This window comes from Pseudomonas sp. MF08817, from assembly GCF_059862705.1.
In genome coordinates this window covers 254,250-277,574 of record NZ_JCBCUY010000001.1, presented here as the reverse complement: position 1 = coordinate 277,574, position 23,325 = coordinate 254,250, and the positions used below count along the sequence as shown (strand labels likewise).

The following is a 23,325-nucleotide window of genomic DNA, read 5'->3' as shown; positions in this document are numbered from 1 at the left end:
GGTGTTGAGCAGGGAATCACCCATGATCGCCAGTAAGCTGCCGAATGTCGGCACCACTATCTTCACCCGCATGTCGCAGCTCGCGATGGAAACCGGCGCACTGAACCTGTCCCAGGGCTTTCCCGATTTCGACGGCCCGCAGGCCCTACGGGATGCGCTCAGTTGGCATGTTGCCAACGGCCACAACCAGTACTCGCCCATGACCGGCCTGCCGGCACTGCGCCAGCAAGTGGCTGCGAAGATCCAGCGCAGCTACGGCGTGCGGGTCAATGCGGACATGGAAGTCACCATCACCCCCGGCGCCACCCAGGGCATCTTCTGCGCCATCCAGGCGGTTATCCACAGCGGCGATGAAGTTATCGTTTTCGACCCTGCCTACGACAGCTACGAGCCATCGGTAGAACTGGCCGGCGGGCGTTGCGTGCATGTGCAACTGGACAGCCAGACCTTCACCATCGATTTCAACAAGCTCGCCCAGGCGCTGAGCCCGCGCACGCGGATGATTATTCTCAACTCCCCGCATAACCCCAGCGGCGCGTTGATCTCCCGGGCCGAGCTGGACCAGTTGGCGCAACTGATCCGTGACCGCGACATTTACCTGATTAGCGACGAAGTTTACGAGCACCTGGTGTTCGACGGCGTGGCCCACGCCAGTGTGCTGGCCCACGAAGAGCTGTATCAGCGCGCCTTTGTGGTCAGTTCGTTCGGCAAGACCTACCACGTAACCGGTTGGAAAACCGGTTACGTGGTGGCGCCTCCGGCCCTGAGCGCCGAGCTGCGCAAAGTGCACCAGTACGTGAGTTTCTGCGGTGTGACGCCATTGCAGTACGCCCTGGCCGATTTCATGGCCGAGCACCCGGAGCACATCGATGAGCTGCCGGGGTTCTATCAGGCCAAGCGCGATTTGTTCTGCGATCTGCTCGCGCCTTCGCGCTTGAGCTTTACCCGGGTCACCGGCACCTACTTCCAGTTGGTGGATTACTCGCAGATCCGCCCCGACCTCAACGATGTCGAGATGGCGCTGTGGCTCACCCGTGAGCATGGTGTGGCGACCATCCCGGTGTCGGTGTTCTACCAGAACCCACCACAAGAGCAGCGCCTGGTGCGCTTGTGCTTCGCTAAACGGGAGGAGACGCTGCGTCAGGCAGCGCAAAAACTATGTGGGATTTGACTGCTTTTCCGAACCTGAACATCGCCCTGGTGCAGACCACGCTGGCCTGGCACGACCGTCAGGCCAACCACGATCACTTCGAGTTGCTGCTGGAACAGGCGCGTGGCGCGGACTTGATAATCCTGCCGGAGATGTTCACCACGGGGTTTTCCATGGAGTCCGAAACCCTGGCCGAGCCCGAGAACGGCCCCACCAGCCAATGGCTGCGGGGCCAGGCGAAAAAGTACGACGCGGTGGTGACCGGCAGCCTGATTGTGCAACTGGCCGATGGCAGCCATCGCAACCGCTTGCTGTGGGCGCGCCCGGATGGCGAAGTGCTGCACTACGACAAGCGTCACCTGTTCCGCATGGCCGGTGAACATAAGCACTTCAGCCCAGGCGAGCGGCAGGTGCGGTTCGAGCTCAAAGGGTGGCGCATTCGGCCGCTGATTTGCTACGACCTGCGTTTCCCCGTGTGGAGCCGCGACCCCCACGACACCGACCTGCTGCTCTACACCGCCAACTGGCCAGGCGCGCGGCGCCAGCACTGGAACCGCTTGCTGCCCGCGCGGGCCATTGAAAACCTGTGCTACGTCGCGGCGGTCAATCGGGTCGGCACCGACGGCAAGGGCTTTGCCTACACCGGGGATAGCCAGGTTCTGGATTTCCAGGGCGAAAGCCTGTTGAGTGCGGGAGAGGCGGACGGGGTGTTCCTGGTGTGCCTGGATGCGGCAGAGCTGGCGGCTTATCGCACGAGGTTCCCGGCGAACCTGGATGCGGACGGTTTTCAGTTTGCCTGAGGGGGCAGCGTTACCTGCAAGATTGCTATCGCGGGCGAGCCCGCTCCCACAAGGATTTGTATTGTTTGCCACTCCCTTTGTGGGGGCCTGCCCGCGATAAGGCAGTACGAAATCCCACCCAATAAAAAGGCCCCTGGACGCTCATCCAGGGGCCTTTTGTATTGCGCAGGGCCTTACGCCGCTTTCGCCTGCGGCTGGCTGAGGGAGCGGTTCAGCGCGCTGAACAGGGCCTTGAAGCTGGCGGTGGTGATGTTTTCGTCGATACCCACGCCGTGGACCGCACGCTCACCATTGACCCGCAGTTCGATGTACGCCGCGGCCTTGGCGTTGGTGCCGGCGCCGATGGCGTGTTCGTTGTAGTCCATGATCTCCACCGGGATCGGCAAACCGGCCACCAAGGCTTCCAGGGCACCGTTACCCTTGCCGCGCCAGTGCAGGTTGGTTTCGCCCTGGCCTTTGCTGGAGACTTCCACCTCGACCGCGCTATGACCGTTCTCTTCCTGCAAGCGATGGCTGACCAGTGCATACGGGGTGTTGGCTTGCAGGTACTCGCTGTGGAGCAGGCTGTGGATCTGCTGGGCGGTCATCTCCAGGCCCAGGCGATCGGTTTCACGCTGCACGACTTGGCTGAACTCGATCTGCATGCGGCGTGGCAGGTTGATGCCGTATTCCTGTTCCAGCAAGTAAGCGATGCCGCCCTTGCCCGACTGGCTGTTGACGCGGATCACCGCCTCGTAGCTGCGGCCGATGTCGGCGGGGTCGATCGGCAGGTACGGCACTTCCCACAGGGTGTCGGGTTGTTGCTGGCTGAAGCCTTTGCGGATGGCGTCTTGGTGCGAGCCGGAGAACGCGGTGTGGACCAGGTCGCCCACGTAGGGGTGGCGCGGGTGCACCGGGATCTGGTTGCACTCTTCCACGACCTTGCGGATGCCGTCGATGTCGGAGAAGTCCAGCTCAGGGTCCACGCCCTGGGTGTAGAGGTTCAGCGCGACGGTCACCAGGTCGACGTTGCCGGTGCGCTCGCCGTTGCCGAACAGGCAGCCTTCGACACGGTCGGCGCCGGCCATCAGGCCCAGTTCGGTGGCGGCAACGCCTGTGCCACGGTCGTTATGGGTGTGCAGGCTGATGAGCACGCTGTCACGGCGGTTGATATGGCGGCCGAACCATTCGATCTGGTCGGCGTAGATGTTCGGCGTGGCGCACTCAACCGTGGCCGGCAGGTTGAGGATCATCTTGTGCTCGGGCGTTGGGTTCCACACCTCGATCACCGCGTCGCAGACTTCCTTGGAGAACTCCAGCTCCGTGGCGCTGAAGGTTTCTGGCGAGTACTCGAAGGTCCACTGGGTTTCAGGTTGCATGGCTGCGTACTTGACGAACAGCTTGGCGGCGTTCACGGCGATGGCCTTGACGCCTTCCTTGTCCTGGTTGAAGACGATTTTGCGGAAGGATGGGCTGGTGGCGTTGTACAGGTGGACGATGGCTTTTTTCGCCCCGCGCAGGGATTCGAAGGTGCGCTCGATAAGGTCTTCACGGCCCTGGGTGAGCACCTGGATGGTGGTGTCGTCCGGGATGTGGCCGTCTTCGATGAGGGTGCGTACGAAGTCGAAGTCGGTTTGCGAAGCGGCCGGGAAGGAGGCTTCGATTTCTTTCACGCCGACGGCGACCAGGGTTTTCCAGAAACGCAGTTTTTTCACTGCATCCATCGGCTCGATCAGCGACTGGTTGCCGTCGCGCAAATCGGAGCTGCACCAGATCGGCGCGCTAGTGATGGTTTTCGACGGCCAGGTGCGGTCCGGGATGTCGATGGTCGGGAAGGCGCGGTATTTCGAGGACGGGTCTTTGAGCATGGTCATAGGGGTAATCCTTATTGTTCGGCCGAAAAGAGGCGGCCTGCCGGTAATGCGTTTACGAGAGATGAGGCAAGGGGCGAGGCACCGCGATTCACCCTGGCAGTCGTGCGCTGACGAGGCACAGGCTGCGGTGTTGGCGACGCTGAATGAGGGTGTGAGAGGTTTTCATGCGTTCAACCCTAACCGCGCCGGGGGGACGATGGCAAGCGGCCGGGAAAAATTGAGATAAGTTCTGCTAATTCTCTAATTGGCGAGATTTTATGGCTTATAAGTGAGGGATTATTAGCTTTGTTTGCGCGAGGCTATCGGCTTGCGCAATTGGGGCGGCTGGGCTGATGCCATCGCGGGCGAGCCCGCTCCCACAGGGATGGCGGCGATGAACTCAGGGCTGGAACGCACCAATGAAAATCGCCGGGTCGACCCGCGCGTCGTTGAGGCTGACGTTCCAGTGCATATGGGGCCCAGTGGCGCGGCCGGTGGCGCCGACCTTGCCCACCACCGCGCCACGCGCCAATTGCTGGCCGGGCTTCACGTCGATTTTCGACATGTGGCAGAACATGCTGATAAAGCCCTGGCCGTGGTCGACGAACACGGTGTTGCCATTGAAGAAGTAGTTGCCGACCAGGATCACCTTGCCGCCGGCCGGGGTCTTGATGGGCGTGCCGGCGGGGACGGCGAAATCCAGCCCGGCGTGGGGGTTGCGCTCTTCGCCATTGAAGAAGCGGCGCACGCCGAACTTGCTCGACAGCGGGCCGTTGACCGGTTTGTCCAGCAGCAGGTTGCTTGGCAGGTTGGGGCTGAAGGTGCGGTAGGCCTTGAGCTGCACCGCCAGTTCGCCTTCGATGCGCTTGAGCTGCGCCTGGTCGGGGTTGACCTGGCTTTTGTTCTTCAGGGTGATGCGCTGTTCCGGGTACTTCTTGAAGCCGACGATGAACGGCAGGTTACGCCCTCCCGCCGTGATCTGGTGATTGCCAGGCTGGACGGTCAGCGGGATGCCGACAATGGCCAGCCAGTTCTCTTGTTCCTTGACCACCAGCACCGGTTTGCCTTGATAGCTCGCCTTGGGCGCTTGCGCCGCCGCGCCGAGGTCCACCACCGCCACGCCGCCGGGCACCGGTTTGTTGAGCAAACGGGTGATGTAGCTGTCGGCGTGGGCGTTGAGGGTCAGGCACAGCAGCAACAGGGTGCAGAAAAAACGCGGCATCGATCAGTCCAGTAAAGAGAGGGTGACAGGGGTCAGGTGGTTGTCTTCGACGCGCACCAGCAGTTCGCCTTCGCCGAGCCGGGCCTTGAGGCGCTGGCCGTTGTGGGTTTGCGCGGCGTTGCGGATGGCGTTGCCCCGTTCGTCGAGCAAAATGCTGTAGCCACGGCCCAGGGTGGCCAGTGGGCTGACCACGTGTAGGGTTTGCACCTGGCTTTGCAGTTGCAGGCGCCGGCGTTTGAGGCCTTCGCCCATGGCTCGTGGCAGACGCTCGGCGAGGCTGGCCAGGCGTTGGCGCAGCAAGGCCAGTTGCCGCCCGGGGTGCTGCCCGGCGAGGCGTGTTTCGAGCCGGATCAGGCGTTCGCGGCGGGAGTTGAGGCTGCGCTCGAAGGCGCGGCGCAGGCGCATGTCCAGGTCGTCCAGGCGTTGCGCTTGCTGGCGCAGGCGTTCGCCCGGATGGCGCAGGCGCCGGGCCATGCCTTCCAGGCGCAAGCGGTCGTGGCTCAGGCGATTGCGCATCAGCAGCACCAAGCGGCGGTGCAGGCTTTCGACCTGGCGCACCAGGTTGCTGGCATCCGGGGCCAGCAGTTCAGCGGCGGCCGAAGGGGTCGGCGCGCGCACGTCGGCGACGAAGTCGCTGATGGATACGTCGGTTTCATGGCCCACCGCGCTGACGATCGGCGTCACGCAGGCATCCACCGCCCGCGCCACGGCCTCTTCGTTGAAGCACCAGAGGTCTTCCAGCGAGCCGCCGCCACGGGCCAGGATCAGCGCATCGAAGCCACGGGCGTCGGCCAGTTGCAGGGCGCGGACGATCTGCGCGGTGGCTTCGCGGCCCTGCACGGCGGTGGGGATCAGGGTCAGCCGAACCTGGGGCGCACGGCGGCGGAACACGCTGATGATGTCGCGGATCACCGCGCCGGTGGGCGAACTGATGATGCCGATCCGCTGCGGATGGGCCGGCAGTGGCACTTTGCGCTCGGCGCTGAACAGGCCTTCGGCGCTGAGCTTCTCTTTCAGGGCATCGAAGGCCAGGCGCAACGCGCCGTCGCCGGCCGGCTCCACGGTGTCGAGGATCAATTGGTAGTCGCCACGGCCCTCGAACAACGAGACTTTGCCGCGCACTTTCACCGCCAGGCCATCCTTCAGCGCCTGGCGCACCCGCGCCGCGTTCTGGCGGAACAGCGCGCAGCGCACCTGGGCGCCGCTGTCCTTGAGGGTGAAATACACATGGCCGGACGCCGGGCGGGCGAGGTTGGAGATTTCGCCTTCGACCCAGATGTTGCTGAACACATCTTCGAGCAGCACCCGCGCGCGGCCGTTGAGCTGGCTGACGGTCAGGACTTCGCGGTCCAGGCCGAGTCTTGCAAAGGGATCTTTAATCATGGGGCGCAGTGTAAAGGCATAACGCGATCAATCTCCACGGCTGTGGGCAAATCCCTGGGTAAAGTGCCGGGTGAACTGTTCCACCAGCGGCGTGGGCGCTTGCCGGCACGCCAGGGCGATGGTGCTGTGGCAATCCGGGTCGGCCAGGGGCAGAAAGTGCAGGTTGGCGGGGGCGATGTCTTGCATCGATTCGGGCAGCAGGGCGATGCCGAACCCGGCCTGGATCAATTGCAACTGGGTGGTCTTGCGCGATACCACTCGCGCGGCCTTGGGGAAAAATCCTGCGCGCATGCACAGTTCCGCCGACAGGTAGCTCAAGCCCCCGCGCTGTGGGTGGGGCAGGGAGATGAAGGGCTGGTCCTTGAGTTGCGCCAGGTCCACGCCTTGGGCGGGCACTTGCCGGGCCAGCGCATGGCCTGGCGGCACCGCCAGCAGCAGGCGCTCGCTATATAAAGGCAGCACGCGCACGCCTTCGCGCTGGCGCAGCACAGGCAGGCGTAGCAGGCCGATGTCCAGGCGCCCCTCGGCCAACTCCTGCAATTGGGCTTCGGAGGACAGCTTGACGATGTCCATGGACACGCCGGGGTATTGCGCCAGATAAGCGCTGATGCCTTGGAGCAGGCGCCCGCACATGGGCACGGTGCTGGAGTGGCTCAAGCGCAGGGTGCCGCGCTGGCCATTGCCGACCTGGGTGGCCAGTTCGCTGGCCGCCTCAAGTTCGTTGAGCAGGCTGCGGGCGCGGGGGTAAAACGCCTCGCCGGCCGCTGTGAGCCGCGGTTGTCGCGCGGTGCGCTCGAACAGCGGCGTTTGCAATTGGCTTTCCAGTTCTTTGATCTGACGGCTCAGGGCCGATTGGGCGACGAACAGGCGCTCGGCGGCGGCGCTGAAACTGCCGCATTCGGCGATATCGACGAAGTAACGCAACTGGCGGGTGGAAATCACGAGTCATGCCTTTTTGAGATGGGTGGCGGGCAAGGATGATATTAGTCGCAATGCTCGTTGCTGGCTAAAGTCAGGCGCTAACCAAACAGGAGGCAGGCAAGTGATGAGCGTGATGGGGTTGTTGGAGTCATGGCCGTGGGGCGGGGTGGATTGGCTGGTGATCGGCCTGGGCATTGCACTGGCCTACATCGTGTTCGGCATCGCCGGGTTTGGCACGGCGCTGGTGGCCGGGCCGATCCTGATCCTGTTCATGCCGCTGTCGAAAATCGTGCCCCTGCTGGTGCTGCTGGATTTTGTCGCCGCGTTCGGCAACCTGCTGCCGTCGCGCAAGGACGTGGCCCGGGGGGAGTTGCTGCGCTTGCTGCCGTGCATGGTGGTGGGGTGCGCCCTGGGGGTGACCTTTTTGCTCAACCTTAAGTCGGACATCTTGCTGTTGTTGATGGGGCTGTTTATCAGCGCCTATGCGATCTACAGCCTGGCGGTGAAAGTGCGCGCCAGCCAGCTCGCGGCCGGGTGGGCAGTGCCGATGGGCACGGTGGGCGGGTTGTTTGGCGCACTGTTTGGCAGCGGCGGGTTCCTGTATGCGATCTACCTCAATGCTCGCTTGCCCAAGGATGCGGCGCGGGCCACCCAGAGTGCGCTGATTAGCTGCAGCACCCTGGTGCGCCTGAGCCTGTTCCTGCTGGCCGGGGTTTATGCCGAACTGCCGTTGCTGGTACTGGCGGCCTGCTTGCTGCCCGCCATGGCCCTGGGCCTGTGGATCGGCCGGCGCCTGAGCATGAAACTATCGCGCGAGGCCTTCGTGCGCTTGGTGACCTGGCTGGTGCTGGCCAGTGGCATTGCGCTGATCGGCCGCTATCTGAGCGCTTGACCTGCGGGGCTCAAGGATTAAGCTGCTGGCCTTTTAGCGCGCCATCGCGGGCAAAGCGCCACACTCTGTGGGTGCGGGGTCGCCCGCGATAGCACCAGCAGCCCCGCAGGCCCGCCATGAATTCGCAAAGCATTCTCGTCCCGAAAATCTCCACCCTGCCGGTCCACGAACCCCGTGCGCGGGCGGTTGTGCGCTGGCTGGTGCGCAAGAACATTATTAAAGAAGAACTCTCGACCTGCGGGCGCACGGGCAATCGCATGGCCTACGCCATTGCCGACGGCGCCCGGGCGGTGGTGCTGCACCCCGAGGCGCTGCCCTTCGGCGAACCGATCAATGGCTTGGAAATCGTCACCAAGCGCTGCATCTACACGCCGGCCAAGGGTTTTCTCGAAGAGGCCGGTTGCCCCGAGTGCCGTCAGGAAGTGGGCGAGGTGTTGTTCGACAGCCTGGAAGACTGGATGCCGGGGCGCACCGATAACTTCATCTGCCCTTTGTGCGGCCATGAAGATGACATCAACGGCTTTCTGTTTTTACAGGAGTGCGGTTTTTCCAACCTGGGGTTTATCTTCAACAACTGGGCCGAGGCGGGCTTCAAGCCGAGTTTCATCGACGAGTTCGCCGACTGGCTGGATCAGAAGATCAGTTGGGTGAAAGTGGAGTTGTGAGCTTTTTGCCCCATCCATCCGCATGGCCAACATAGTCAGAGTTTTATCTTTCGCAGCCAGGGGTGTCTGAGTATAATGGCGCGCTTCCATTTTCCCGCTCGGGAGCCCCCGCGATGCTGCGTATCAGCCAAGAAGCTCTGACATTCGACGACATTCTCCTCGTGCCCGGTTATTCCGAGGTACTCCCTAACGAAGTCAGTCTCAAGACCCGCCTTACCCGTGGCATCGAGCTGAATATCCCCCTGGTTTCCGCTGCCATGGACACCGTCACTGAAGCCCGTCTGGCCATCGCCATGGCTCAGGAAGGTGGGATCGGCATCATCCACAAGAACATGACCATCGAGCAGCAAGCGGCTGAAGTGCGCAAGGTCAAGCGCTACGAAGCCGGCGTGGTCAAGGACCCGATCACCATCGAGGCCGACGCCACCGTACGCGAACTGTTCGAACTGACTCGCCTGCACAACATCTCCGGTGTTCCAGTGCTGCACAACGGCGACCTGGTTGGCATCGTCACTTCCCGTGACGTGCGTTTCGAGAACCGTCTGGAAGCCTCCGTCCGTGAAGTGATGACGCCTAAAGAGCGCCTGGTCACCGTGCGCGAAGGCGCCGACAAGGACGAAGCCCGCGAATTGCTGCACAAGCACCGCATCGAGCGCGTGCTGATCGTCGACGACAAGTTCGCCCTCAAAGGCATGATGACCGTCAACGACATCGAAAAAGCCAAGGCCTACCCGCTGGCCAGCAAGGACGACCAAGGTCGTCTGCGCGTGGGCGCGGCGGTCGGCACCGGCAAAGACACCGGCGACCGTGTGTCGGCCCTGGTCGCTGCCGGTGTGGACGTGGTGGTGGTCGACACCGCCCACGGTCACTCCAAAGGCGTGATCGACCGCGTGCGTTGGGTCAAACAGAACTTCCCTGAAGTGCAAGTGATCGGCGGCAACATCGCCACCGGCGCTGCCGCCAAGGCCCTGGCCGAAGCGGGCGCGGATGCGGTCAAGGTCGGTATCGGCCCAGGCTCGATCTGCACCACCCGTATCGTCGCCGGTGTCGGCGTGCCGCAAATCAGCGCCATCGCCAATGTCGCCGCTGCCCTTGAAGGCACCGGCGTGCCATTGATCGCCGACGGCGGCATCCGCTTCTCCGGTGACCTGTCCAAGGCCATCGTGGCCGGTGCGTCCTGCGTGATGATGGGCTCGATGTTCGCCGGTACCGAAGAGGCCCCGGGCGAGATCGAACTGTTCCAGGGCCGTTCGTACAAGGCGTATCGCGGCATGGGCTCGCTGGGTGCCATGTCCCAGGCCCAGGGTTCGTCCGACCGTTACTTCCAGGATTCCTCGGCCGGTGCCGAGAAGCTAGTACCTGAAGGCATCGAAGGTCGCGTGCCGTACAAGGGTTCCCTGACCGCCATCATCCATCAACTGATGGGCGGCCTGCGTTCCTCGATGGGTTACACCGGCAGCGCCGATATCGAAGAAATGCGCACCAAGCCTGAGTTCGTGCGCATCACCGGCGCCGGCATGGCGGAATCCCACGTCCACGACGTGCAGATCACCAAGGAAGCACCGAACTATCGAGTCGGCTGACGCCGACAGCTAAAAGCCACAAGTTATGAGCTGCAAGCGGTGCTGCGTCAGCGCAGTCACCGCAAGGCTTCCGATTACTTGCAGCTTGCAGCTTGAAGCTTGCAACTGCTCTTCAGAGTTTCTTTCATGTCCCTCGACATTCACGCCCACCGCATCCTGATCCTCGACTTCGGTTCCCAGTACACCCAACTGATCGCCCGCCGCGTGCGCGAGATCGGCGTGTACTGCGAGCTGCACCCGTTCGACATGGACGATGACGCGATCCGCGAATTCGCTCCCAAAGGCGTCATCCTCGCCGGTGGCCCCGAGTCCGTGCACGAAGCCAACAGCCCGCGCTGCCCGCAAGCGGTGTTCGACCTGGGCGTGCCGGTTTTCGGTATCTGCTACGGCATGCAGACCATGGCCGAGCAACTGGGCGGCAAGGTCGAAGGCTCCGAGTTGCGCGAGTTCGGCTACGCCCGTGTCGATGTGGTCGGCAAGAGCCGCCTGCTCGATGGCATCGAAGACCATGTGGACGCCGATGGCCTGTTCGGCCTCGACGTGTGGATGAGCCACGGCGACAAGGTCACCAAGATGCCCCAGGACTTCCATATCCTGGCCAGCACTCCGAGCTGCCCGATTGCCGGCATGTTCAACGATGACCTGCGCTACTACGGCGTGCAGTTTCACCCGGAAGTGACCCACACCAAGCAGGGCGGCCGCATCCTGTCGCGCTTCATCCTCGACATCTGCGAGTGCGAAGCACTGTGGACCCCCTCGAAGATCGCCGAAGACGCCATCGCCCAAGTGCGCGCCCAGGTCGGCACCGACAACGTGCTGCTGGGCCTGTCCGGCGGTGTCGATTCCTCGGTCGTTGCTGCGCTGCTGCACAAGGCCATCGGCGACCAGTTGACCTGTGTCTTCGTCGACAACGGCCTGCTGCGCCTGCACGAAGGCGAGCAAGTGATGGCTATGTTCGCCGAGAACATGGGCGTCAAGGTGATCCGCGCCAACGCCGAAGAGCAGTTCCTCAACAACCTGGCCGGCGAGTCGGACCCGGAGAAGAAGCGCAAGATCATTGGCCGCACCTTCATCGACGTGTTCGATGCCCAGTCCAACAAACTGGACAACATCAAGTACCTGGCCCAGGGCACCATCTACCCGGACGTGATCGAGTCGGCGGGCGCGAAAAGCGGCAAGGCCCACGTCATCAAGTCCCACCACAACGTCGGTGGCCTGCCCGAAGAGATGAACCTAAAACTGGTCGAGCCCCTGCGCGAGCTGTTCAAGGACGAAGTCCGCCGCCTGGGCCTGGAGTTGGGCCTGCCCTACGACATGGTCTACCGCCACCCGTTCCCGGGCCCGGGCCTGGGTGTGCGCATCCTCGGTGAAGTGAAGAAGGAATACGCCGACCTGCTGCGTCGCGCCGACCACATCTTCATCGAAGAGCTGCGCAAGGCCGACTGGTACCACAAGGTCAGCCAGGCTTTCGTGGTATTCCAACCGGTGAAATCGGTGGGCGTGGTCGGTGATGGCCGTCGCTACGCTTGGGTCGTGGCCCTGCGTGCGGTGGAAACCATCGACTTCATGACCGCCCGCTGGGCGCACCTGCCCTATGAACTGCTGGAAACCGTCAGCGGCCGCATCATCAATGAAATCGAAGGCATCTCCCGCGTCACCTACGACGTGTCGAGCAAGCCGCCGGCGACCATTGAGTGGGAATGATCGTGAACAAGCCCTGAGGGCTGGCACGCTGTACACCCAATGACCGGGGGAGCCTTGCGCTCCCCCGGTTTTTTTTCGGCTCGGGGAAAGCCGTGTCAGCCGACCTGGCTCATGCCCATTTCGTTGAGGGCTTGGAGCAAGGCCTCTAGGCTGTCGAAGGGCTTGCCGCTGACCTTGGGCCAGTTGGGGCGTTCTAGGCTGTAATGGTCGCCCTGGACCCGGATTTCGGTGCGCACGATAGATTTGTCACCGCTGCGGTGGACGAGTTCAAGGCGTTCCGGGCTGCGCACCAGGGTGTAGTTGCCGGGGCGTTCGAGCAGGATGCTCAGGTCTTTGACCTTTGGGAGGGGGTTGCCGGGCACTTCGACTTGCAGGCACAGGTCATTCTTCAGATAGCCCGGTGGCGTATCGAATGACGCCGGATAGGTGATGCCTTCGTCCACAAAGATGCCCTTGGACGTACCGATGTTCACATCGTCGATGCGCAGGCCGATACCCTCCATCAGTTCGCTGACGCCGGCCACACCCTTGAACGTGTTGGCGTGGCTGTTGCCCATCAGCGCCACCCAGCGGTGTGGGCCGTTGACGGCCTGGTCGGCGCGGATCACGGTATGGGCGTAGTAGTTCATCATCTTCTGCCGGGCCGTGGGGTCGTTCAGCGATTGCCCAGCTCCATCGCTCGGTCGCATGCCCTTGAGGCGGTAACTGGCGAGGCAGTCGATGGCCTGGATGCGAACCTTCTCTGCACGCGCAGCCTTGACCAGATTGAGGAAACCGTACTTGGCCTTGGGGTTCAACATGAAGCCGTCGTCCAGGTTCCTGAGATAGGTTTCCAGGTCGCGGCTCATGGTGCCTTTGCGCAAGAACGTGTCTAGGTCGGCCTGATGAAAGTCCGACAGCAGATGTTCCATATAGAGGGTTTTGACGCCGCTTTTGGCTAGGGTTCTCATGTTTTTTATCAGGAACCGCTTGCTGCCGATTTCGCCGTGGGACTCACCGATCACCAGGGCCGGGGAGTCTTTGAGCAGCGAGCGGATAATGATTTTGTCGCTGGCTCCTGACTCCAGGGGCGTGATGAACGGGCGTGGCGGCAATTCGGGTTTCTGGTAAAACGCCCGGGCCTCGTTATAGAGGCGCGTTCTCACGGCCTTGAATTGTTGTTGCGCCGTGTCGGTGCCGTCCAGCATAACCTCAATGTCACGGATCGGTCGGCGGCCCTCGGCGGTGTCCTGAAGTTCGCCGCGAAAGGCTTCGGGCATGTCGTAGGCTGCGCGTGCCGCAATAGCCTCGCTGTCATTGAGCCCGCCCTTGAGGCCCAGTTTTTCCAGTAGCACCCAGTCACCCGAGGCCGAGAGCCGTACCGGCAACGATGAGGCGAACTGGTTGGGGCGGGTTGGGTCGACGATCGCCCATTCGCCCGCGCCCTTGCTGTCGGGGAAGAACGTTACATAGTAGGGCAGGCCGTCCAGTTCAATGGCGTAGGGTGGGTTTGACTCCAGCCGATAGATGCCCTGGAATTTGCCTGGCTCGCTTTCTGGCACCAACCCGTCGAGTAGCTCATTGCTTTGGTAGCTGGCGGGTATGTTGTTGCCTTGGGTGGAACTGGGCGCCGTGGGGGTAATGTCCCCGGGTAGCCCTTGGGTTTCTTCGACGTCGAGCTCATCCTCCGGGTCGATGCCTTCGGGCTCTAGCTCGGAGATTTCAGTTACCTCAGTGCCCGCCGCTTCGATCTCGGCCCCAACTTCCGCCAGTTTGCCGGTACCTTTGAGGAACGGTGCATTGAACAGGGTGTCGAGGCCGCTGAGGACCGCGCCAATCACCCCGGCCTTGCGTTCGGCTGCCGTTTTGCCATTGACGGCTTGGTCGACGTTCAGGCCCAGGTTGGCCAGGCTGGCGCCAATCGCGGGTAATGCCACCGGCCAGCCCAACGCCGCCAGGGGGCCAAAGACCTTGGCTCCAGCGGTGAGGTAGCCAATCCAGAGCTTTTTGCGCAGGTCCCCGTTGGAGGTCAGCGAGGTCGCGGCTTCGGCGTACATCGTTGCCCGGGCCTGCTCACTGAGCCACTGGAACGCGTCGCCTTTGATGACCAGGTTTTTGCGGTTTAGCAGGTGATGGTCGGATTTGCCCCAGGTCTGGGTGAGGCGATTCATCAGGTCCGTGAGGTTGTCCTTGACTGCCTCGCGGTCGTCCAGCGCGAAGTGAGCCATGACCACGGCGCGGGCATGGTCGTTGTCCAGTTGCCCCAAGGCCCACCAATGCAGGTCGCCAGGGTGCTCGAACACACGAAAGGCCTGGGCTTCGCCGGGCACATAGACGACCTGCCGGCCCGTCGGCAGCACGATGCGCAGGATATCGGTAGCGACATGGCCGTCGATATCCAGGGCGCATACTTGCGCGCCATCGAGCGGCCCGGTGCTGCCTCGCAGGGCCTGTAGGTCGATGGGCCAGCTCAGGGGGCCAGCCACCGCTTGCACTACCGTTTGGAAGTCGTCTTCGCTGAGCTGGCGGGCTTGGCGGCTTTGCAGGGCCTTGCTGAGGAAGTTGCACTTGGCCAGCAACCGGAAATCGTCCGCGCGTGTCCCCCAGAAACTCTGGAGTTTGTCGGTGTACAGCGCGCTGAAGTCGATCTCCCAGAAATCCTTGAGCACCTCGTTGCCGTGCAGGCGCACTTCATTGGTTTCGTTGAAGTTCTCCACCTCTGGCCCGGCGCTGTAGAAGCCGCCGTACAAGTCCAGCAGGTCGGCGTTGTCCTGGTCGGTGGCACGAAAGCGCTGGACCACCAGTTGGGTCAGGGTCAGTGACTCGTAGGGTTTTTCATAGGTGTGCTCCCAGCCGGTGAAGGTCTTGGTGCTGCTCTGGCTAGTCTTGAAGCGGTGGTAGTAGACGTGGTCGGGGTCCAGGTCTGGCAGGCCATATTTGCGCAGCAAGGTGGTGGCCACTTCGCGAGCGGTATCGAGCAGGCCTGGGCAGGTACCCACCACCTGTTCAGCGATGGTCTTGAGGGTGGCGAGATCGGCGGCGTTGGGTTGTTGCGAGTCGTTCATGGTTAATCATCCTTGATACATGAGGCTCAAGAATTCCACGGCGCCCCGCCAGGCTCGCGATACATAGTTACCGCACAAAGCGGATGTGCTCGCGAAAAAGTAACCGCATATGTGTGCCTGCGGAGCGCCGGGCGGCCACGACCTTTGTGGTTGCTCCCTGTGACCCTTCGCCGCCCGCCCTTACGGTTTGCCAGGTGCGGGTGTATCGTATTCGCCTTTTGCGGGCGCCAGCCTGCTGCGCATACGTGAGGTAGTTGAGCCAATGTCCTTTACCCGTCGACAGATCCTCGGTGGCCTGGCCGGTCTTGCAGTGGTTGGGGTGGGGGCCGGTGGGGCATCGCGCTACTGGCTGGGGAAAATGGCCGATGCCGACGCGGGCCACGACTACGAACTGATCGCCGCGCCGCTGGACGTGGAACTGGTGGCCGGGCACACCACCCAGGCCTGGGCCTTTGGCCCGTCGGCGCCGGGCACCGAGTTGCGGGTACGCCAGGGCGAATGGCTGCGGGTGCGCTTCATCAACCATCTGCCAGTGGCCACCACCATCCACTGGCACGGCATCCGCCTGCCGCTGGAGATGGATGGCGTGCCCTACATTTCCCAACTACCGGTGCTGCCGGGGGAGTACTTCGACTACAAGTTCCGCGTGCCGGACGCCGGCAGCTATTGGTATCACCCCCATGTGAACAGCAGCGAAGAGTTGGGCCGCGGGCTGGTGGGGCCGCTGATCGTCGAAGAGCGCGAGCCCACCGGGTTCGCCCACGAACGCACCCTAAGCCTCAAGAGCTGGCACGTCGATGAGCAGGGCGAGTACCTGCCCTTCAGCATCCCCCGCGAGGCGGCCCGCGGGGGCACGGCGGGGCGGCTGCACACCATCAATGGCGTGGCCGGGGCGGTGATCGACCTGCCGGCCGGGCAGATCACCCGCGTGCGCCTGCTCAACCTGGACAACACCCTGACCTATCGCATCAACATCCCCGGCGTGGAGGCGCAGATCTACGCCCTGGACGGCAACCCCATCGAGCCGCGCCCCTTGGGCAAGGAATACTGGCTGGGGCCGGGCATGCGCATCTGCCTGGGGATCAAGGCGCCGGCGGCGGGGCAGGAGCTATCCCTGCGCAACGGCCCGGTGCGCCTAGGCACCCTGCGCGCGGTGGCCAGCACTGAAGCCCCCGGCCCATGGCCCGCGGCGTTGCCGGCCAACCCCATCGCCGAGCCGGACCTGGCAACTGCCGAGAAGCTCAACTTCAATTTCGAGTGGGTCGGCTCCGTCTCGGTGGACGTGGACAACGGCCGCCCGCCAAGCCTGTGGCAGATCAACGGCAAGGCCTGGGACATTACCGACAAAACCTGCGCCGACCGCCCCATCGCCACGCTCAAGAAGGGCCAGAGCTACATTTTTGAATTGAAGAACATGACCCAGTACCAGCACCCGATCCACTTGCACGGCATGAGCTTCAAAGTCATCGCCTCCAACCGCAAGAAGATCACCCCGTACTTCACCGACACCTACCTGCTGGGCAAGAACGAACGCGCCCGCGTGGCGCTGGTGGCGGATAACCCGGGGGTGTGGATGTTCCATTGCCATGTGATCGACCACATGGAAACCGGCCTGATGGCCGCCATCGAGGTGAAGTAATGCGCCAGTTTCGCCCGGCCCCGATCATCGACCGCAGCCGCGACCGCGACTTCATGCGCGAGGCCCTGGCCCTGGCGGCCCAAGGCGCGGCCCTGGGCGAAGTGCCAGTGGGCGCGGTGTTGGTGCAGGGTGGTGAAATCATCGGCCGCGGCTTCAACTGCCCCATCAGCGGCAGCGACCCCAGCGCCCACGCCGAGATGGTCGCCATCCGCAACGCCGCCCAAGCGGCCAGCAACTATCGTCTGCCCGGCAGCACCCTGTACGTCACCCTGGAACCGTGCAGCATGTGCGCCGGCCTGATCGTGCACGCGCGCATCGCCCGGGTGGTCTACGGCGCCCTGGAACCCAAGGCTGGCATCGTGCAGAGCCAGGGGCAGTTCTTCAGCCAGGATTTCCTCAACCACCGCGTCCTGTTCGAGGGGGGCGTGCTGGCCGAGGAATGCGGCGCGGTACTGAGCCAGTTCTTCAAGGCCCGCCGGGCGAAGCCAGAGCTCTAGGGCGCTGAAACACCCCGGCCGTGTGCCAGCGATGGCGGTGGGGCTGGGGGCGAGGGGCAGGCAGGTGGAGGGTTAGCGAGCAGGCTCGCTCCCACGAAAGTCTGCTCTTAACAACGGCTCAATCCCACAAAGGCCCTAACCCGCCAGGTGAGTGCGGTTTATTTGCGGGCGACGATCACGGCGCGCCTCGGCGCGGGCAGGCCTTCGATGGTTTTGCTGTGGTCGTCGGGGTCGAGGAAGTCGCTCAGGGACTGGTACTTCATCCACTCGGTGCTGCGCTGTTCTTCGACGGTGGTCAAGCTCACGTCCACGCAGCGCACGTCGCTGAACCCGGCGCGGCGCAGCCAGCGTTCCAGGGCGGGCACCGAAGGCAGGAACCATACGTTACGCATCTGCGCGTAGCGGTCTTCGGGCACCAGCACTTGCTGCTCGTCGCCTTCGACCACGAGGGTTTCGAGCACCAGTTCGCCACCCTTGACCAAACAGTCCTTGAGCGCCAGCAAGTGCTCGATGGGCGAGCGCCGGTGGTAGAACACCCCCATGGAAAACACCGTGTCGAAGCCTTCCAGGTTGGCCGGCAGGTCTTCAAAGGGAAACGGCAGGTGCCAGGCGTTGGGTGCGCCCAAGTAGCGCTGCACGGCTTGGAACTGGCAGAAGAACAGCCAGTTGGGATCGACGCCGATCACGCTGTCGGCCCCGGCGCCGAGCATGCGCCACATGTAGTAGCCGTTACCGCAGCCGACATCGAGGATGCGTTTGCCCACGAGGTCCAGGTGCGGGGCCACCCGCGACCACTTCCAGTCCGAGCGCCATTCGGTGTCCACGTGCACGCCGAACAGGTTGAACGGCCCCTTGCGCCACGGGCTCAGGCCCATCAGCGCGGTGCGCATCTGCACGCGGGTGGCGTCGTCGCACGCGACATCCAGGGTCAGGCCATGGAGCAGGTCGATTTCGCTGGGCTGGACCTTGGGCAAGGCGTCCAGGGCGCTTTGCCAGCGCTCCAGGTCGCCGTGGCCTTTTTCCATCTTGCTATCGAGTTGCGCTTGCAGGGTGTTGGCCCAGTCGGCCAGCGGGGTGCCGGCCAGGCGGCGGGCAAGGGGAGACAGATCGATCATGGCAGGGCAATCAACGAGGCAAAGTTAAGACACTGGAACCACGGCACGACGTTCGAGAACCCCGCCGCCAACAGGCGCTCGCGGTGTTCTTCGAGGCTGTCGGGCTTCATGACGTTTTCGATGGCGCTGCGTTTCTGGGCGATTTCCAGGTCGCTGTAGCCGTTGGCGCGCTTGAAGGCCACGTGCAGGTCGGTGAGCAGCGCCTGTTCCTGGGCGTCGTTGAAGCGCAGTTTTTCCGAGAGAATCAGCGCCCCGCCCGGCAACAGCGATTGGCGGATACGCCCCAGCAGTGCCAGGCGTTGCTCGGGGGCGATGAATTGCAGGGTGAAATTGAGCGCCACCACCGAGGCCGGCTGAAATTGCAGTGCGAGGATATCGCCCTCGATCACCTCCACCGGCAACAGTTCCTGGAACATCGAGTCCTGGCCATTGAGGTACTCGCGGCAGCGCTCGACCATGGCAGGCGAGTTATCCACCGCAATCACCCGGCAACCCTCGCTGCGCACATGGCGGCGCAGCGCCTGGGTCACCGCGCCCAGGGACGAGCCCAGGTCATAGAGCACGCTGCCCGGTTGGGCGAATTGCGCGGCGAGCACGCCCAGGTTCTCGACGATGGTCGGGTAACCGGGCACCGAGCGCTTAATCATGTCGGGGAACACCCGCACCACGTCCTCGTTGAAGGCGAAGTCCGGCACCTGGGGCAGGGGCTGGGCGAAAAGGCGATCGGGTTCTTTGCTCACGGCGGTTCCAGCGGCTGGGGTGGAAAAGGCCGGCATTTTAGCCAAGTTGGCGGGGCGATGCGCGGGTTGTCTGATAAACCGCTCCCGGCCTGTGTGGACGCGGCCCCTGTGGCATCAGGCGGTTATGGGTGCGGGCCGGCCCGCGATACCGCCGGTACGGCCAGGGCCATCGCGAGCAGGCTCGCTCCCACCACAGCAACCTCCCCAGGGAGGCTTAGGGTTTTGCCGCCTTACCCTGGCTGAACGTCGACGCCGCAATGCCCCATTGCCCCAGCCAATAGCTGAGGATTATCAGGTAGGGCGCGGCGTCGAAGGCGACGACGAAGCGGCTGATGCCGATCACGCTGTCGGAGAACACGAAGACCACCGCGCCCACCGCCGCCAGCACTGCCGAGCGTTGCGGCACGTCGCTGCCCAGGCGGGCGAGGGCGCGCCAGAGCATGGCGCTGATGGCCAGGCCGTAGACGATCACCGGCACCAGCAATGGGCCCAGGTCATGGGCGATGAGGATTCCCAGCAGCACGGCGCCAGCCACCGCTGCCACGAGCAACGCAGGCAGCGCGGGCCGGCGGCAATCGCTCAGGTAGGCCTTGAGGTACGCCAGGTGCGCGACCAGAAACGCTCCCAGGCCAAACACGAACAAATCGCCGGGCCAGGCGAGCAGCAGATCCCCGACCAGCGAAAAAATCAGGCCCAGGCTGATCCAGCGTCGGTAGTCGCTGGGCGGGGCGTCGTGCAACCAGCCCAGCAGCGCCAGCACCGGCAACGGCTTGACCACCAGGCACAACAAGGTGGCCTGGACGCTGACGCCATAGATGAAAGTCACGGCGCCCATCAACGCGAGAATCAGCCAGCCCATGCTCAATTGACCTTGATCGCGCAGTCGAACGCTTTCACCGGCGGGACTTCCGGCGCCCAGGGTTGGGAGTAGGTCAACAACAAGCGGCCGGTGCCTGGGGCGAAGGCCTGGAAGCGCCACGTGGATTGCCCGGCGCTGCCCACCAGGCCGGCGTCTTCGGGGTTGCTGTAAACCTCCGGGCTCAAGGCGCGCAACACGCCGCCGGCCGAGTCCTGGATGGCCCAGCGATAGCCGGTGGTGGGGTTGCTGGGCAGGGTGAGGATCAGGTTTTGCCCCTGATTGAGGGTCAGCGGGCAGTCGCTGGATTTTTCCACAGTGACGTTCTGCTTCGGCGAGGTGGCGCACGCGGCCAACAGGGCGAGGCTCAACGGCAGCAATAGGCGGGTAGGGGACATGGGTCGGGAAGCTCCGGTCATACACGACGAACGGCGAGCATAACCGAAGATGAGACAAGGTGTGACGGGGTGTGCGGGCATGCTGCCTCATTCCCCCTGTGCTCGCGATGGCGGTCGTGAGGGCGCCATCGCTGGCAAGCCAGGCTCCCACACAACCACGCAGCGCCGCCCGGCCCGCTTGCGCATTTGGCCGGGAGCAAGCGCGCAGCGTTAGAACAGCACCTTCGCCACATCCGCAAAGTGCTTGGCGAAGTGCACGGTCATGCCTTCCTTGAGGTAGTCGGGTAGTTCCTCGAAGTTACCGCGGTTGGGCTCGGGCAGGATCAGTTCGAAGATTTTCTGCCGGCGTGCAGCGATGACTTTCTCCCGGACGCCGCCAATGGGCAGCACATGGCCAGTGAGGGTCAGCTCGCCGGTCATGGCCACGCCTTTTTTCGGGGCCTGGTCGCGTGCCAGCGAAAGCAGGGCACTGGCCATGGTCACCCCGGCGCTGGGGCCGTCCTTGGGCGTGGCACCTTCGGGCACGTGCAGGTGCACGAAGGCTTCGTCGAAGAACTGGCTGTCGCCGCCGAACTGCTTGAGGTGGGAGCTGACATAGCTGTAGGCGATCTCGGCCGACTCCTTCATCACATCGCCCAGTTGCCCGGTGAGCTTGAAGCCGCGGTTGAGGGTGTGGATGCGCGTGGCTTCGATCGGCAGGGTGGCGCCACCCATGCTGGTCCAGGCCAGGCCGGTGATGACGCCGATGCCGCTGAGCACCTGCTCGTTACGGAACACCGGGGTACCGAGGGAGGCCTGCAGGTCCTTGGGCCCCAGTTTGATGACCGCAGCGGGGGCGTCGATCAGTTTCACCACGGCCTTGCGCACCAGTTTGCCCAGTTGTTTTTCCAGTTGGCGCACGCCGGCTTCGCGGGCGTAGCCGTCGATCACGCTACGCAGGGCGCTGTCGCTGATGCTCAGGCTGGTCTTGGCCACGCCGGCCTTTTCCAGTTGCTTGGGCCACAGGTGGCGCTTGGCGATGGCGATTTTTTCTTCGGTGATGTAGCCCGACAGGCGAATCACTTCCATGCGGTCCAGCAGCGGGCCGGGGATCGAGTCCAGGGTGTTGGCGGTACACACGAACAGCACTTTGGACAGGTCCAGGCGCAGGTCCAGGTAGTGGTCGAGAAATTCCACGTTCTGTTCCGGGTCCAGGGTTTCCAAAAGCGCCGAGGCCGGGTCGCCCTGGTAGCTCTGGCCCATCTTGTCGATCTCGTCGAGCATGATGACCGGGTTCATCACCTCCACTTCCTTGAGGGCCTGCACCAGTTTGCCGGGTTGGGCGCCGATGTAGGTGCGCCGGTGGCCCTTGATCTCGGCCTCGTCGCGCATGCCGCCGACGCTGAAGCGGTAGAACGGCCGCCCCAGGGATTCGGCGATGGATTTGCCGACGCTGGTCTTGCCCACGCCGGGCGGCCCCACCAGCAGCACGATGGAGCCGCTGACCTCACCCTTGTAGGCGCCGACGGCGAGGAATTCGAGAATGCGTTCCTTGATGTCGTCCAGCCCGGCGTGGTGGCGGTCGAGCACTTTGCGCGCGTGCTTGAGGTCCAGTTTGTCGGCGCCGTACACGCCCCACGGCAGGGCGGTGGCCCAATCCAGGTAATTGCGGGTCACGGCGTATTCCGGCGAGCCGGTTTCCAGGATCGACAGCTTGTTCATTTCTTCGCTGATGCGCTTTTGCGCCTGGGCCGGCAGGGTTTTGCCGGTAAGCCGCTGCTCGAACTGCTCGAGGTCGGCGCTGCGGTCGTCTTTGGTCAGGCCCAGTTCCTGCTGGATCACCTTGAGCTGTTCCTTGAGGAAGAACTCACGCTGGTGTTCGCCGATCTTGCGGTTCACCTCGGCGGAGATTTCCTTTTGCAGGCGCGCGACTTCCACTTCCTTGCGCAGCATCGGCAGGACTTTTTCCATGCGCTTGAGCATGGGCACGCAGTCGAGTACCTGCTGCAACTCGTTGCCGGTGGCCGAGGTGAGGGCGGCGGCGAAGTCGGTCAGGGGCGAAGGGTCGTTGGGGCTGAAGCGGTTGAGGTAGTTCTTCAACTCTTCGCTGTACAGCGGGTTGAGGGGCAGCAGCTCTTTGATCGCGTTAATCAGCGCCATGCCGTAGGCCTTGACCTCGTCGGTCGGCTCGCTGGGCTGGTGCGGGTATTCCACTTCCACCAGGTACGGCGGGCGGTGGTGCTTGAGCCAGGTGCGGATGCGCACGCGGGTCAGGCCCTGGGCGACGAATTGCAGCTTGCCGTCTTCGCGGCTGGCGTGGTGCACCTTGACCAGCGTGCCGTACAGCGGCAGGCGCGAGGTGTCGAAATGGCGTGGGTCTTCGGGCGGGGTGTCCATGTAGAACAGCGCCAGGCAGTGGTGTTCGGACTCGGCCACCAGGTCCAGCGTCTCGGCCCAGGGTTCTTCGTTGACGATCACCGGCAGCACTTGCGCGGGGAAGAACGGGCGGTTGTGGATCGGGATGATGTAGACCTTGTCCGGCAGGTTCTGCCCCGGCAGGGCCAGGCCACGGCCCTGGGTATCGTGTTCGATGTGCTCGGAATCGGCGTAATGGTCGGTGTCTTCGGGGTGTTCTTGCTGGTCGGTCATGAGGCACCTGCGCAATGGGGTATGGGTCTTAGATGGGGCACATGGCCAGGGGTTTCAATGGCGGGGCAATCAGTTGGCGCGCACGGGCGCCCTCGCGGCGCGGCAGTTGCTGAAAAGGCGACTATTTTTATAGGTAGCCGCCGTTTTGCTGGCCGTAGCGGCGTGATGGTTCTTGGCCGGGTCCATGTGTATTGGCGGGGCTCCACCCCGGTAGGCAGCAGTCGTTGGCAAGGGTCGGGACACTGTTGATTCCCCT

18 protein-coding genes are annotated in these 23,325 nt (G+C 63.6%); 8 read left to right on the top strand and 10 right to left on the bottom strand.

Going from position 1 to position 23,325, the window contains the following annotated elements; all coding sequences use genetic code 11:
- Nucleotides 1–22 precede the first annotated feature (22 nt).
- Nucleotides 23–1,171 carry a pyridoxal phosphate-dependent aminotransferase gene (locus tag AC19YR_RS01250; RefSeq protein WP_500596827.1) on the top strand — a complete coding sequence of 383 codons (1,149 nt, stop codon included), beginning with the start codon at nucleotides 23–25 and terminating at the stop codon, nucleotides 1,169–1,171.
- Entirely contained in the window at nucleotides 1,159–1,950 is a 792-nt protein-coding gene (locus tag AC19YR_RS01245) for an amidohydrolase (protein ID WP_500596826.1), read from the top strand. Before AC19YR_RS01250 ends, AC19YR_RS01245 begins: the two co-directional genes overlap by 13 nt.
- Nucleotides 1,951–2,123: 173 nt before the next feature.
- Here AC19YR_RS01245 and leuA read toward each other — a convergent pair whose 3' ends face one another.
- The 4 genes from leuA to AC19YR_RS01225 all read right to left on the bottom strand — a co-directional run bounded on the left by leuA (nucleotide 2,124) and on the right by AC19YR_RS01225 (nucleotide 7,329).
- Nucleotides 2,124–3,803 (bottom strand): 2-isopropylmalate synthase, encoded by a 1,680-nt coding sequence (gene leuA, locus AC19YR_RS01240; RefSeq protein WP_095107957.1) that lies wholly within the window; start codon nucleotides 3,801–3,803, stop codon nucleotides 2,124–2,126.
- 379 nt (nucleotides 3,804–4,182) lie between these two features.
- Nucleotides 4,183–5,004, bottom strand: coding sequence for a peptidoglycan DD-metalloendopeptidase family protein (locus AC19YR_RS01235; protein ID WP_095107958.1), 822 nt, complete (start codon nucleotides 5,002–5,004; stop codon nucleotides 4,183–4,185).
- Between the two features lie 3 nt (nucleotides 5,005–5,007).
- A complete protein-coding gene (gene xseA / locus AC19YR_RS01230) occupies nucleotides 5,008–6,387 on the bottom strand; it encodes an exodeoxyribonuclease VII large subunit (protein WP_095107959.1) in 1,380 nt (459 codons plus the stop codon).
- Between the two features lie 27 nt (nucleotides 6,388–6,414).
- On the bottom strand, nucleotides 6,415–7,329 hold the full coding sequence (locus tag AC19YR_RS01225) for a LysR family transcriptional regulator (protein ID WP_500596824.1): 915 nt from the start codon (nucleotides 7,327–7,329) through the stop codon (nucleotides 6,415–6,417).
- Nucleotides 7,330–7,432: 103 nt separating this feature from the next.
- Between AC19YR_RS01225 and AC19YR_RS01220 the strand changes: the two genes are divergently transcribed.
- From AC19YR_RS01220 to guaA, 4 genes are all read left to right on the top strand, one after another.
- The gene (locus AC19YR_RS01220; RefSeq protein WP_500596863.1) at nucleotides 7,433–8,200 is read left to right on the top strand and encodes a sulfite exporter TauE/SafE family protein; all 768 of its coding nucleotides are present in this window, start codon (nucleotides 7,433–7,435) and stop codon (nucleotides 8,198–8,200) included.
- Between the two features lie 116 nt (nucleotides 8,201–8,316).
- A complete protein-coding gene (locus AC19YR_RS01215) occupies nucleotides 8,317–8,865 on the top strand; it encodes a sugar ABC transporter ATPase (protein ID WP_095107962.1) in 549 nt (182 codons plus the stop codon).
- A gap of 113 nt (nucleotides 8,866–8,978) precedes the next feature.
- Nucleotides 8,979–10,448, top strand: a complete 1,470-nt coding sequence (guaB, locus tag AC19YR_RS01210) for an IMP dehydrogenase (protein WP_095107963.1) — start codon at nucleotides 8,979–8,981, stop codon at nucleotides 10,446–10,448.
- A gap of 126 nt (nucleotides 10,449–10,574) precedes the next feature.
- Complete coding sequence (gene guaA / locus AC19YR_RS01205) at nucleotides 10,575–12,152, top strand: glutamine-hydrolyzing GMP synthase (RefSeq protein ID WP_095107964.1); 1,578 nt, start codon at nucleotides 10,575–10,577, stop codon at nucleotides 12,150–12,152.
- 95 nt (nucleotides 12,153–12,247) lie between these two features.
- Here guaA and AC19YR_RS01200 read toward each other — a convergent pair whose 3' ends face one another.
- On the bottom strand, nucleotides 12,248–15,196 hold the full coding sequence (locus tag AC19YR_RS01200; protein WP_500596823.1) for a membrane-targeted effector domain-containing toxin: 2,949 nt from the start codon (nucleotides 15,194–15,196) through the stop codon (nucleotides 12,248–12,250).
- Between the two features lie 262 nt (nucleotides 15,197–15,458).
- On the opposite strand from AC19YR_RS01200, the gene AC19YR_RS01195 reads away from it, so the two are divergent.
- Together AC19YR_RS01195 and tadA are read left to right on the top strand one after the other, a co-directional pair.
- Nucleotides 15,459–16,835, top strand: a complete 1,377-nt coding sequence (locus tag AC19YR_RS01195; RefSeq protein ID WP_500596822.1) for a multicopper oxidase family protein — start codon at nucleotides 15,459–15,461, stop codon at nucleotides 16,833–16,835.
- Nucleotides 16,835–17,332 carry a tRNA adenosine(34) deaminase TadA gene (tadA, locus tag AC19YR_RS01190; protein WP_095107967.1) on the top strand — a complete coding sequence of 166 codons (498 nt, stop codon included), beginning with the start codon at nucleotides 16,835–16,837 and terminating at the stop codon, nucleotides 17,330–17,332. The genes AC19YR_RS01195 and tadA overlap by 1 nt, the downstream gene beginning before the upstream one ends.
- 158 nt (nucleotides 17,333–17,490) lie before the next feature.
- On the opposite strand, the gene cmoB is transcribed toward tadA, so the two are convergent.
- The 5 genes from cmoB to lon all read right to left on the bottom strand — a co-directional run bounded on the left by cmoB (nucleotide 17,491) and on the right by lon (nucleotide 23,069).
- Nucleotides 17,491–18,447 (bottom strand): tRNA 5-methoxyuridine(34)/uridine 5-oxyacetic acid(34) synthase CmoB, encoded by a 957-nt coding sequence (gene cmoB / locus AC19YR_RS01185; RefSeq protein ID WP_095107968.1) that lies wholly within the window; start codon nucleotides 18,445–18,447, stop codon nucleotides 17,491–17,493.
- A complete protein-coding gene (cmoA, locus tag AC19YR_RS01180) occupies nucleotides 18,444–19,187 on the bottom strand; it encodes a carboxy-S-adenosyl-L-methionine synthase CmoA (RefSeq protein ID WP_095107969.1) in 744 nt (247 codons plus the stop codon). The genes cmoB and cmoA overlap by 4 nt, the downstream gene beginning before the upstream one ends.
- A 214-nt stretch (nucleotides 19,188–19,401) precedes the next feature.
- A complete protein-coding gene (locus AC19YR_RS01175) occupies nucleotides 19,402–20,046 on the bottom strand; it encodes a lysoplasmalogenase (RefSeq protein ID WP_500596819.1) in 645 nt (214 codons plus the stop codon).
- Nucleotides 20,047–20,048: 2 nt separating this feature from the next.
- Complete coding sequence (locus tag AC19YR_RS01170; RefSeq protein ID WP_095107971.1) at nucleotides 20,049–20,441, bottom strand: protease inhibitor I42 family protein; 393 nt, start codon at nucleotides 20,439–20,441, stop codon at nucleotides 20,049–20,051.
- Nucleotides 20,442–20,651: 210 nt separating this feature from the next.
- Complete coding sequence (gene lon / locus AC19YR_RS01165; RefSeq protein WP_500596818.1) at nucleotides 20,652–23,069, bottom strand: endopeptidase La; 2,418 nt, start codon at nucleotides 23,067–23,069, stop codon at nucleotides 20,652–20,654.
- Nucleotides 23,070–23,325: the final 256 nt, after the last annotated feature.